Source organism: Sphingomonas sp. LY29, from assembly GCF_035593985.1.
GTDB lineage: Bacteria > Pseudomonadota > Alphaproteobacteria > Sphingomonadales > Sphingomonadaceae > Sphingomicrobium.
Map to the genome: position 1 here is coordinate 612,119 of NZ_CP141587.1, position 11,877 is coordinate 623,995.

13 protein-coding genes are annotated in these 11,877 nt (G+C 64.1%); 6 read left to right on the plus strand and 7 right to left on the minus strand.

Going from position 1 to position 11,877, the window contains the following annotated elements:
• Nucleotides 1-42: 42 nt before the first annotated feature.
• Nucleotides 43-414 carry a DMT family transporter gene (locus SH584_RS03015; RefSeq protein WP_324808454.1) on the minus strand — a complete coding sequence of 124 codons (372 nt, stop codon included), beginning with the start codon at nt 412-414 and terminating at the stop codon, nt 43-45.
• A 105-nt stretch (nt 415-519) separates the two neighbouring features.
• On the minus strand, nt 520-1,272 hold the full coding sequence (locus SH584_RS03020; protein WP_324808455.1) for a competence/damage-inducible protein A: 753 nt from the start codon (nt 1,270-1,272) through the stop codon (nt 520-522).
• A gap of 50 nt (nt 1,273-1,322) precedes the next feature.
• Between SH584_RS03020 and map the strand changes: the two genes are divergently transcribed.
• Entirely contained in the window at nt 1,323-2,153 is an 831-nt protein-coding gene (map, locus tag SH584_RS03025) for a type I methionyl aminopeptidase (RefSeq protein WP_324808457.1), read from the plus strand.
• Nucleotides 2,154-2,156: 3 nt separating this feature from the next.
• On the opposite strand, the gene SH584_RS03030 is transcribed toward map, so the two are convergent.
• Nucleotides 2,157-2,909 carry a phosphocholine cytidylyltransferase family protein gene (locus SH584_RS03030; protein ID WP_324808459.1) on the minus strand — a complete coding sequence of 251 codons (753 nt, stop codon included), beginning with the start codon at nt 2,907-2,909 and terminating at the stop codon, nt 2,157-2,159.
• A gap of 136 nt (nt 2,910-3,045) precedes the next feature.
• Between SH584_RS03030 and SH584_RS03035 the strand changes: the two genes are divergently transcribed.
• From SH584_RS03035 to SH584_RS03045, 3 genes are all read left to right on the plus strand, one after another.
• Nucleotides 3,046-3,384 carry a P-II family nitrogen regulator gene (locus SH584_RS03035; protein WP_322842390.1) on the plus strand — a complete coding sequence of 113 codons (339 nt, stop codon included), beginning with the start codon at nt 3,046-3,048 and terminating at the stop codon, nt 3,382-3,384.
• Nucleotides 3,384-3,605, plus strand: a complete 222-nt coding sequence (locus SH584_RS03040; RefSeq protein WP_324808460.1) for a helix-turn-helix domain-containing protein — start codon at nt 3,384-3,386, stop codon at nt 3,603-3,605. The genes SH584_RS03035 and SH584_RS03040 overlap by 1 nt, the downstream gene beginning before the upstream one ends.
• Before the next feature lie 117 nt (nt 3,606-3,722).
• Nucleotides 3,723-3,965, plus strand: a complete 243-nt coding sequence (locus SH584_RS03045) for an alkylphosphonate utilization protein (RefSeq protein WP_416385163.1) — start codon at nt 3,723-3,725, stop codon at nt 3,963-3,965.
• Here the strand turns inward: SH584_RS03045 and asd are convergent.
• Nucleotides 3,962-4,831 carry an archaetidylserine decarboxylase gene (gene asd / locus SH584_RS03050; protein WP_324808461.1) on the minus strand — a complete coding sequence of 290 codons (870 nt, stop codon included), beginning with the start codon at nt 4,829-4,831 and terminating at the stop codon, nt 3,962-3,964. The two genes, SH584_RS03045 and asd, sit on opposite strands and share 4 nt — an antisense overlap.
• A complete protein-coding gene (locus SH584_RS03055; RefSeq protein ID WP_416385164.1) occupies nt 4,831-6,453 on the minus strand; it encodes a peptide chain release factor 3 in 1,623 nt (540 codons plus the stop codon). The genes asd and SH584_RS03055 overlap by 1 nt, the downstream gene beginning before the upstream one ends.
• 267 nt (nt 6,454-6,720) lie before the next feature.
• Between SH584_RS03055 and glnA the strand changes: the two genes are divergently transcribed.
• The gene (glnA, locus tag SH584_RS03060) at nt 6,721-8,133 is read left to right on the plus strand and encodes a type I glutamate--ammonia ligase (protein WP_324808463.1); all 1,413 of its coding nucleotides are present in this window, start codon (nt 6,721-6,723) and stop codon (nt 8,131-8,133) included.
• A 102-nt stretch (nt 8,134-8,235) separates the two neighbouring features.
• Nucleotides 8,236-9,153, plus strand: coding sequence for a PilZ domain-containing protein (locus SH584_RS03065; protein WP_324808465.1), 918 nt, complete (start codon nt 8,236-8,238; stop codon nt 9,151-9,153).
• Here SH584_RS03065 and SH584_RS03070 read toward each other — a convergent pair whose 3' ends face one another.
• Nucleotides 9,154-10,440: an MFS transporter gene (locus SH584_RS03070; RefSeq protein WP_324808467.1), complete on the minus strand. Its 1,287-nt coding sequence runs from the start codon at nt 10,438-10,440 to the stop codon at nt 9,154-9,156. It abuts the gene before it with no gap.
• Nucleotides 10,433-11,833, minus strand: coding sequence for an amino acid permease (locus SH584_RS03075; RefSeq protein WP_324808468.1), 1,401 nt, complete (start codon nt 11,831-11,833; stop codon nt 10,433-10,435). The genes SH584_RS03070 and SH584_RS03075 overlap by 8 nt, the downstream gene beginning before the upstream one ends.
• Between the last annotated feature and the right edge of the window lie 44 nt (nt 11,834-11,877).

Here is an 11,877-nt window from a genome sequence, read left to right on the forward strand (position 1 = left end):
GGCGAGTTAACCACGATTTGCCGAGAATCTCCAGCGGCGGGCTCAGCTGGTGATGATAAGCAGTCCCGCAATCACCAAGGCTCCGCCGATCGCAAGTCGGATCGAATAGGCTTCGCCGAACAGTAGCGGCCCACTCGCGACGGCGAGAATGAAGGCCAGCGCGACGAATGGATAGGCGATCGACAACGGTACGAACGTCAACACCCAAACCCACAGGGCCGACAGTCCTGCGTAGAGCATGATCGCAGCGACAAGGAATGGGTTCAGCGCCATCGCGAGGACATCGTCGACCACTCTGCCACTGGGTTTGTAGCGAAGGGCGGCGAGCTTGAAGAGCACTTGGCCCCCGGCGAGCATTACCGAGTAGGAAAGCAGGATGAGCACCGTCGACAGCGAAAGTTGGCGTTCGATCATTGCCCCCTGTGATTTACTGACATTCCGCCACTTGGTGGCCTCGACGACTTGTAGGTTCGGGCCCGCTTTCGTTGCAAGCGAGGATCCGTTAACTTCGTTGAAGGCCTAGATCCCGCCCGACACCGCGGGATAGCCAAGATCTTCCAAACCCTTCGCCAGCACCGCCGCGACGCTTGACGCTTGGTCGGCATCCTCGCTCCGCACGACGAAATTTGCCCCGACCCGTCCTTCCTTGAAGAACGGGTAACTGCCGATGGCGACGCCGTTGGCGGATTGCTCGGTCGTCTTTAGCAGTTCGGCCACTTCGCTCTCCGGCGCATAGGCGCCGACGGTCACCGACTGGACCGGGCGCCCACCCTCGAGCGTCCCGGTCAGCGCGTCGAGCATCCCCGCGGTGATGTGCGGGACGCCCGCCATGACGAACAGATTGCCGATCTTGATGCCCGGCGCGCCCGACATGCGGTTGGGGATCAGCGATGCGCCTTCCGGCACCCGCGCCATCCGCAACCGTCCCTCGTTCAGACCGCCCTTGTCGGCGTAATATCGCTCCAGGATTTCCCTCGCTTCGGGATGGATCACGACCGGGACGCCCAGCGCCCGCGCCACGGCATCGACGGTGATGTCGTCGTGGGTCGGACCGATCCCGCCCGTCGTGAAGCAATAGTCGTTGGCGTGGCGCAGCGCATCGATTCCCTCGACGATCCGCTCCTCGACATCGGCGACGACCCGCACTTCCGACAAGCGAATGCCCTGGACGTTCAGCCACGTCGCCAATTGCGCGACATTCTTGTCCTGGGTGCGTCCGGACAGGATCTCGTCGCCAATCACCACCAGCCCGGCGGTCCAAATCCTGCTCACCTCGTCCGCCTCCAATCGACTTTTGCGTGCTGCTACCCTATTTGCACCCGATGACCGAATATATCCACGTCGCCCCAGAAGACCGTACCGAAGCCCGAAGCCATGTCATCAAGCTGCATGGCCCGGAAGCGTTCGAGGGCATGCGTCGCGCCGGCCAGCTGGCGGCGAGCATCCTCGACCGTCTCGCCCCGCACGTCGTTCCCGGCGTGACGACGGCTGAGATCGACGACCTCGCCCGCACGATGATGCTGGACGCCGGCGCGGTTCCGGCGACGCTGGGCTACCGCGGCTATTCCAAAAGCAGCTGCATCTCGATCAACCATGTCGTGTGTCACGGCATCCCGGGGGACAAGCCGTTCAAGGACGGCGACATCGTCAACGTCGACGTCACCCCGATCCTCGACGGCTGGCACGGCGATTCGAGCCGCATGTATTTCGCCGGCGATGTGCCGCTGAAGGCGCGCAAGCTGGTCGATGTCACCTACGAATGCCTCATGCTGGGGCTTGAGCAGGCCCGCCCGGGCAATCGCCTCGGCGACATCAGCAACGCCATCCAGGTTCATGCCGAAAAGCATCGCTACGGAGTGGTCCGCGATTTCTGCGGGCACGGCCTCGGCCGCCTGTTTCACGACAGTCCCGAAGTCGTCCACGCCGGACGCCCCGGCACCGGCCCCGAGCTGAAGCCGGGAATGTTCTTTACCGTCGAACCGATGATCAACATCGGCCGCGCGGACGTGAAGATCCTCGACGACGGTTGGACGGCCGTCACCCGCGATCGGTCACTTTCGGCGCAGTTCGAACATTCGATCGGCATTACCGACGGAGCCTGCGAGATTTTCACGAAGAGCCCGGCGGAGTTGGACAAGCCGCCCTACGGCTAAGCCTCAGGCGGCTTCGACCTTCGTCGTTTCATCCCACGACTGGCACAGCGCCTCCGCGCTCTCCACGTCTTCGGGGAAATCGACTTCACCCCACTGCTCGCCCGAGATGTCGAGCGTCCACACGTCGCCATTCTGCGCGAGGTGGTGAATGACGCGAAGGTACCAGATCGTGGTGCCCTCGGTGGTGCGCATCGCCCGTTCGATCGCGTCGCGAAACTGCGAGGCGCCGGTGCCGCGGAACGCCAGCAAACCGATCGACTCGGCGTTGACGCCCGTCGAGATGCGCTTGCCGATCGCGCGAAGACGACCGCTTTCGCCCGCGATGACCTTCATGTCGTCGTCGTCGTAGCGGTCCTTGCGGTCGATCGTGACGCAGATACCGTCCTGGTCGCGATTGGCCACGACCCGCGCCATCAGTTCGTCGCTGACCAGCGTGTCACCGTTCCAGACGATCACGTCCCCGTCCAATTCCTCCCGCGCCACGAAGAGCGAGCCAAGGTTGTCGGCGACCTTGTAGAAGGGATTGAACACGGTCCGAACGCGCGGCAATCCCGTACGCCTCGCCAGCACCGCCTCGATCTGGTCATCGCGGAAGCCGGTGACGACCACCACTTCCTCGATCCCGTTGGCAGCCAGCGTGTCGAGTTGCCGGTCGAGGAGGCTGCGACCGTTGAATTCGATCAGGCATTTGGGGCGATCGTGCGTCAATGCGCCGAGGCGCGACCCTTGGCCGGCGGAAAGAATTATCGCTTTCATAGCCACCTGACTGAACGGGAATTGCGGCAGAGATTGGACAGGATCGCACGGCTCGACGGCTAAATCGCCTCAACCGGTGGCGCTTCCCGCCCCGCTCGCGCTAAGACGATCGCATAGCCAAAGGAGCGAAGCTGACGTGAAGAAGATCGAAGCGATCATCAAGCCGTTCAAGCTCGACGACGTGAAGGACGCGCTTCACGAGGTCGGGGTCAGTGGGATCACCGTGACCGAGGTCAAGGGATTCGGCAGGCAGAAAGGCCATACCGAACTCTACCGCGGCGCCGAATATGTCGTCGATTTCCTTCCAAAGGTGAAGATCGAGGTGGTGGTCGAGGACGAGCTCGCCGATCGCACCGTCGAGGCGATCGAGATCGCCGCCCGCACCGGTCGCATCGGCGACGGCAAGATCTTCGTCATTCCGGTCGAGCAGGCCATCCGCATTCGGACGGGGGACCGGGGCGCGGACGCGATCTGATGCCCGATACGCCGAATTCCGATCTCAAGGCCTCGATGGCGCCGGAAGAACTCCGCCGGCACATGCGCGCGCTCGGTTATCGGACCCAGGCCGACCTTGCCGCCGCGATCGGCGTCAGTCGGTCGGCGGTCAGTTTGTGGCTGGAAGGAAAGGTCGGCGTGCCCCGGCCCGTGGCGATGCTGCTGCGGATGCTGACAGGCGCGCAACGACGGTCCTTCTAGAACTGCCGAGGTCGATGGGCGGGGTTGCCAGTCAGGCCGAAACCATTGGAGATAATCGTGTCGAATGAAGACTACATCTACGACGAGGACAGCGGCGAGTGGCGGCCCGCTGCGGAGATGTCGCTGAAGCTCGACACTGACGCTAAGGTAGAAGTCCGGGACTCGGTCGGCAATCTCCTCGCCGACGGTGATCAGGTCACCCTCATCAAGGATCTGGACGTGAAAGGTGCCGGTCAGACGCTCAAGCGCGGGACGCTGATCAAGTCGATCAGGCTGACCGGCGACAGCCAGGAAATCGACTGCAAATTCGACGGGATCAAGGGCCTTGTGCTTCGTGCCGAGTTCGTGCGGAAGCGCTAGAAGACCGGCGCACCGATAACCGGGCGATCGCCCATCTTTTCGCCAAGGCGGACCGGACGTTCGGGCGCCCAGTTCGCGTTGAAGCGGATCGTGCCCGGCTGAAAGAGCATGACGATGGTCGATCCCAGCAGGAAGCGGCCCATTTCTTCACCCTTCCGAAGCACGACCGGCTCCGCGTCATAGGCCCAGGTCGACACCCCGCCCCCACGCTTCGCGTTGACGACGCCGTGCCAGACCGTCGCCATGCTGCCGACAACCGTCGCGCCGACCAGCACCATCACGAACGGCCCATGCTCGGGCGATTCGAAGACGCAGACGACTCGCTCGTTGCGTGCGAACAGGTTGGGGACGCCCCGCGCCGTGGTCGGATTGACCGAGAATAGAGCGCCGGGGACGTAGACCATACGCACCAGCTTTCCGTCGCACGGCATGTGCAGCCGGTGATAATCCTTGGGCGACAGATAGAGATTGGCGAAGCTACCGTTGCGAAACGTCGCCGCCAAAGCGGTGTCGCCACCCAATAGCTCGGTGGTCGTGAAGCGGTGGCCTTTGGCCTGAACGATATGGTGATCGTCGATCGCGCCCAGCTGGCTGATCGCGCCGTCGACCGGGCAGATGAAATCCGCGTCTGCCAGTGGTCGGGCACCGGCCTTGAGTGGCCGGGTGAAGAAGTCGTTGAAGCTCTTGTAGCTGGCGATGTCGGGGTCGGCGGCCTCCGACATGTCGACGCCGTATTTGTCGACAAACCAGCGGATCAACCGCGTCGTCAGCGCGCCGCCTTCGGACCGGGCGACACGGCCCGCAAAGGACGTGATCCCGTGCTTCGGGAGCAGGTGCTGAAGAATCACCTTCAGACGGTCGGACATCAATTGCGCTCCCGCACCGCCGCGAACTCAATCTCAGGCCAATCCTTGACGAAACGATCGAACTCCCACGAGTTTCGCATCAGCAGGACCGGCGTGTCGTCCTGGTCCGCGGCAATGCGCGAATGGTTCGCCTCGATGAAGCGTTTCAACTCGACGGGGCTTTTCGACCTCAGCCAGCGCGCTACGTCGAAAGGCGACGGCTCGAAGTCGATTTTCGCGCCATATTCCTGCTCCATCCGCGTCGCCAGCACTTCAAGCTGGAGCTCGCCGATGACGCCGACGATCCATTGCGAGCCGATCGCCGGCTTGAACAGGCGGATCACGCCTTCCTCGGCAAGGTCCGAGAGCCCGCGGCGCATCTGCTTGACCTTCATCTGGTCGCTCAGGACGACGCGCCGCAGGATTTCGGGGGCGAAGTCCGGCAGGCCAGTAAAAGCGACATCGCCCTTTTCGGTCAGCGTGTCCCCGACGCGAAGCGTGCCGTGGTTGGGGATCCCGACAATGTCGCCAGCCACCGCGCCCTCGGCGAGTTCACGATCGCGGGCGAAAAAGGTGATCGGGTTGTGAACCGCCAGCGCCTTGCGAGAGCGCGTGTTGGTGACCTTCATGCCCCGCACGAGCGTGCCCGAGCACACCCGCAGGAAGGCGATCCGATCGCGGTGATTGGGGTCCATGTTCGCCTGGACCTTGAAGATGAAACCGGTCAGCCGGCTTTCCGACGGGTCGACCGGCTCGGGAATGGCGGGCTGGGTCTGGGGCGGAGGGCCATCGTCGGCGAGTCCGTCGAGCAGCTGCTGGATTCCGAAACTGCGCAGGGCGCTTCCGAAGAAGACAGGCGTGAGATCGCCGTTCCGGAACGCCTGCAAATCGAACACGGGGTATGAAGCGGCGGCGAGACCTCCATTCTCGCGCAGGCTCTCGGCGGCTTCTGATGGAAGGACTCGCAAAGTGCTCTCGTCGTCGATGCCCGAACATTTCACGACTTCGCCCAAGGCCAGCCCGTCGGACCGATCCGCGACCAGCAACTCGTCCCGCCGAAAGTCGTAGAGGCCATGGAAAAGACCGCCGATCCCGGTCGGCCAATTCTGCGGAGAGACGTCGAGCTGAAGCTTGTCGGCAACCTCGTCCAGCAGATCGAACGGGCTGAGACCCTCGCGGTCGACCTTGTTGACGAAGGTGATGATCGGGATGTTTCGCAGGCGGCACACCTCGAACAGCTTGCGCGTCTGCGCCTCGATGCCCTTGGCCGCGTCGATCACCATGATCGCGCAATCGACGGCCGTCAGCGTCCGATAGGTGTCTTCCGAAAAGTCCTGGTGCCCCGGCGTGTCGAGCAGGTTGAACAGGATATGCCGACGCTGGAACGTCATCACCGAGCTGGTGACGGAAATCCCGCGCTGCTGCTCGATCTTCATCCAGTCCGATTGCGCGCGTCGGCGGTTGCCGCGCGCACGCACTTCCCCCGCCTCATGAATTGCGCCTGCCGACTGGAGCAGCGCTTCGGTCAGCGTCGTCTTGCCGGCGTCAGGATGCGAGATGATCGCGAAGGTGCGACGCTCGAGTTCGGAGCGGCTGAGCGAGCCTTCGTCGAATGGCTCCTTTGCAAGGGCGGCTGCGGACAAATCCGCCGGTGCGCTGTCGAGATTCAAGGGAGGTTCCAGAAGGTGTGAAGGTGCCGGTGGCGGGTTGAAAAGACTGATCCAGGAACCCTTTAGATGATCCCTCGCGGATTCCTATAGCGGCTCCCTACTGCGGGTCCTGACGGCGTCGCGAGCCACGTGAATTCTTCACCGCCATCGTGACTCGGGCGGGGGGCTCTGCAAATCGGTGGCGCAGACCGGCGGCGGGGGGCCGCGGGTGATTCTTTTTCCCTTTCCAAGAGGTCCGTCATGGCGAACACCGCTGCCACCATCCTGAAATCGATCGAAGAAAATGAGATCGAGTATGTCGATCTTCGTTTCACCGACCCCAAGGGCAAGTGGCAGCATCTGACCATGGTCGCCTCGGTCATCGACGAGGATATGCTGACCGACGGCTTCATGTTCGACGGTTCCTCGATCGCCGGATGGAAGGCGATCAACGAGAGCGACATGATCCTTATGCCCGACCTCGACGCGACCTACATCGACCCGTTCACCTCGACCCCGATGATGATTCTGGTGTGCAACGTCGTCGAGCCATCGACCGGTGAACTCTACGCCCGCGACCCCCGCTCGACCGCCACCCGCGCCGAGGCCTATCTGAAAGCGACCGGCATCGGCGACACCGTCTTCGTCGGACCCGAAGCCGAATTCTTCATGTTCGACGACGTCCGCTTCGAAGACGGCTATGCGACCAGCTTCTTCAAGATCGACGATATCGAGCTTCCGGGCAATTCGGGCCGCGAATATGAAGGCGGCAACCTTGGCCACCGTCCCCGCGCCAAGGGCGGCTACTTTCCCGTCGCGCCGGTCGACAGCGCCGTCGACATCCGCGGCGAGATGGTTTCGACCATGCTCGAAATGGGCCTGCCCTGCGACAAGCATCACCATGAAGTCGCCGCCGCCCAGCACGAGCTTGGCCTGACCTACGGCAAGCTGGTCGAAACGGCCGACCGAATGCAGGTCTACAAGTACGTCGTGCACATGGTCGCCAACGCTTACGGCAAGACCGCGACCTTCATGCCCAAGCCGATCGCTCAGGATAACGGCAGCGGCATGCACACCCACTTCTCGATCTGGAAGGGCGGCAAGCCGCTGTTCGCGGGCAATGGCTATGCCGGGCTCAGCGAGATGGCGCTCTATTTCATCGGCGGCGTCATCAAGCACGCCCGCGCGCTGAACGCCTTCACCAATCCGACCACCAACAGCTACAAGCGGCTGGTCCCGGGCTTCGAAGCGCCGGTGCTGCTCGCTTACTCGTCGCGCAACCGCTCGGCCTCATGCCGCATTCCCTATGGCGCGGGCGAGAAGTCGAAGCGGGTCGAATTCCGCTTCCCCGACGCAATGGCCAATCCGTACCTCGCTTATGCCGCGCTGCTGATGGCCGGCCTCGACGGCATCCAGAACCGCATCCACCCGGGCGAGGCGATGGACAAGAATCTGTACGACCTGCCGCCGGCCGAGTTGGTCAACGTCCCGACCGTGTGCGGCTCCCTCCGCGAAGCGCTCGTCAGCCTCGCCGCCGACAAGGACTTCCTGCTCAAGGGCGACGTGTTCAGCGCCGACCAGATCGACGCCTACATCGACCTCAAGTGGGAAGAGGTGATGCGCTGGGAAACCACGCCGTCGCCGGTCGAGTACGACATGTACTATTCCTCCTAAAGGAGGGCGCCTTCGGGTTCCTCCTGAGCGGAGGTGCCGCTTACCTTATCGTAAGACCTCGCAAGCCATAGTCGCGCGATTATGGCTTGCGAGGTCACATCGATGAACAAGTTCCGCTCCGCGATCCTCTCGGGCAAGGGATTGCACGGAGACGATCCCGTCGTCCGCGACAAATCGGCGCGCGGCGTCGAGCCCGACGACCTGTCCTCGATCGAAGTCACGCGCGAAGCGACCCGCGCCTACGACGGACGTGAGGAAGATCGCCATCGCCTCACCGGCGAGATCGCGACCCTCCGCCACAACGGCACGATTCATCAGGTGGAACTGATCAACCTGTCGGGCGGCGGCGCGATGGTCTCGGCCGAATTCGGCCCACGCCTGTGGGATCGCGTCGATCTCGTCCTCGCCGAGGGCGCCGAACTCGAATGCGCCGTTCGTTGGCTTCGCGGCGACCGCGTCGGCCTGGAATTCGCCCACGAAACCCGGATCGAGTGCGACCCCGCCAAGCGCGACGCACTCCTGCTCGACGTCGTCCGCCGCAGCTTCCCCGACATCAAGGTCGACGAGGAAGCCGCGCCGGTGCCGGCCGTTGCCGAAGACGACGACGCAATCGCCAATTCGCGACGCACCGAGCGCCGCCATCCGCTGATCTGGATGGGCGAGATCCTGTTCCAGCATAATTGCGAGCGCGTGCGCCTTCGCAACATTTCCGAACATGGCGCGCTGGTCGAAAGCCCGCTGACCTATCCGAAGGGCGCCGAACTGCTGCTCGACCTCGGCGCGGCCGGACAGCATTTCGCCACGGTCGGCTGGACTTGCGGCGACAAGGTCGGCCTCGCGTTCGCGCAGCCGTTCGACCTTTCGACCCTCGCTCAGGTTCGACCCGACGTCGCCTCGGGCCGCTCCTCCGCGATCATCGTCCCGCGTGTCGCCGACGACGACAGCCCGTGGGCCGACGGCTGGCGTCGCCAGTCGGTCGAGGAATTGCGCGAAAGCCTGGAAGGCTATCTCAAGCGCTGATCACTCGCGGATCAGGCTGGTCCGCTTGGTGTCGCGCATCGTGATGTAGGTCACCAGGCTGAGCGCGATGATCGCGGTGACGTAGCCGTAGAACCAGCGCTCGTACCCGGCATCCTTCAGCCACAGCGCGACATATTCGGCCGTCCCCCCGAAGATCGTGTTGGCGATGGCGTAGGGCAGCGCGACGCCGAGCGCCCGGATGTGCCCCGGGAACAGCTCGGCTTTCACCACGGCGTTGATTGACGTGTAGCCCGTCACGATGACGAGGCTCGCCATCACCAGCGCGAAGGCGGTCAGCGGGTCGCGCGTGCTCTCCAACGCCACGAAGATCGGATAGGTGAACAGGACGCCGGCGACGCCGAACGCGATCATGATCGGCTTGCGCCCCACCCGATCGCTCAGCCATCCGGCAGCAGGCTGCAGGCACATAAAGATTGCCAACGCCACCGTCATGATCCGCGACGCGGTCGCGCGGTCGAATCCGACCGTGTTGGCGAGATATTTCTGCATGTAGGTCGTGTAGGCGTAGAAGGCGAGCGTGCCGCCCGCGGTCAGCGCCATCACGAGAAACGCCTCGCGCGGATGGTCGCGAAACAGGTTCGCGCCGCTCGACTTGGGCCGCTCCGCCCCCATCGCCTCGACCGCGACATAGCTGTCGCTCTCGGTCAGGCGGCGGCGGATGATGAAGACGACGACCGCAAGCACCGCGCCGATCGCAAAGGCGATGCGCCATCCCCACGCCTCGAGCGCGGCTTCGCCCAGCACTGACTGCAGCGTCAGCAGCAACGCCAGCGCGACCAATTGGCCGGCGATCAGCGTGACGTACTGGAAACTCGACCAGAAGCCGCGGCGCTTCTCGCCGGCCATCTCGCTGAGGTAGGTCGCGCTTGACCCATATTCGCCGCCAAGGCTGAGCCCCTGCACCATCCGCGCGGCAACGAGGATTGCGGGCGACCACAGCCCGATCTGCGCGTAGGTCGGCGCCGCCGCGATCGCGAGCGAGCCGAGGCACATCAGGCTGACCGACAGGCTGAGGCCCGCCTTCCGCCCGCGATGATCGGCGTAGATGCCCATCACCCACGCCCCGATCGGGCGCATGATGAACCCCACCGCGAACACCGCGGCGGTTGACAGCAGTTGCGCCGTCTGGTCGCCTTCGGGAAAGAAGCTCGGCGCGAAATAGAGCGCGAAGGCGGCGTAGACGTACCAGTCGAACCATTCGACCAGATTTCCCGCCGATCCCCCGACGATGTTGGTCAGCCGTTGCCGCGAGCCAGCCTCAGCCACGCGCGGCGCGCGTCCGATGCGCCAGCGGCGACGAGTAGACGAGGTACACCACAAAGCCGATCACGTTCCACAGCACGAAATAGAGCTGTGTCTTCGACGGCAGCGATGCGAACAGCCACAGGCAGCCCGCGATCCCGGCGATCCCGATCACCCACGGCAGCGGTGTCTTGAAGCGCCGCTCCCGGTGAGGCTCGCGCACCCGCATCACCAGCATCGCCGCGCAGACCGCGACGAACGCGCACAACGTGCCCGCATTGGCCAGCGCGGCAATCTCGTCGAGCGGAAAGATGCCCGCGATGATCGCGACGATGACGGCGGTGAAGATCGTGATCCGCACCGGCGACCCGCGGCTCGACACCTTGGCGAGGGCGGGCGGCAACAGGCCGTCGCGCGCCATGGTGAAGAAGATGCGGCTCTGCCCGAAGAAGAACGCGAGGATCACGGTCGGAAGCGCGATCACCGCCGACACCGCCAGGAACCATGCCGCCCAAGGCTGATTGAGTTCGCGCAGGATCAGCGCCAGCGGCTCGGGACTGTCGGCAAAGCGGGTGTAAGCAATCGCGCCAATCGCGGTCGCGGCGACCGCCATGTAGATCACCACGCACAGCAGCATCGAACCGACGATCCCGATGGCGAGGTCGCGATCGGGGTTCTTGGCCTCCTCCGCCGCCGTGGCGATCGCGTCGAATCCGTAGAAGGCGAAGAAGATGATCGCCGCCGCGGCCATCACGCCCACCTCGCTCCCCGACGGCCCGCTGCGCGGGAAGCCGTTGGGCATGAACGGATCGAAATTGGCAGCGTCGAAGAAGGGCAGCGTGACGATGATGAACAATGCCAGCGCGGCCAGCTTCACCAGCACCAGCGCGGCATTGAGGTTGGCGCTCTCGCGCGTGCCCGCGATCAGCAGGCCCGCCACCACCGCAATGATCGCGATCGCGGGAAGGTTGACGATCCCGCCAAGCTCGGGCCCGTTCGCCAACGCGAACGGAATGTGCGCCAATGGCGCGGCATAGCCCGACCAGCCGACCGCGACCGCGCTGACGACCAGGCTATATTCCAGGATCAGCGACCAGCCTACGATCCAAGCGAGCAGTTCGCCGAAAACGACATAGGAGTACGTGTAGGCGCTTCCCGATGCGGGAATCATCGTCGCGACCTCGGCATAAGCGAGCGCGGCGCAGGCGCAGATCACCCCCGCGATGGCGAAGCTGACTATGACCGCCGGTCCCGCCTTGCCCGCGCCGACACCGATCAGAGTCAGGATCCCGGTGCCGACGATTGCCCCGACACCGAGCGCGATCAGGTGCGGCCATGACAACGACTGCGCCAATCGATGCTCCTCGGGCATCTCTTCGCGCGTCAGCACCGCTTTCCGAAAATTCCAGTTCTTCATGTCTTGCCCCCGCTTCGTTGCGCGGAGCCTAGCGCGACGTCAGC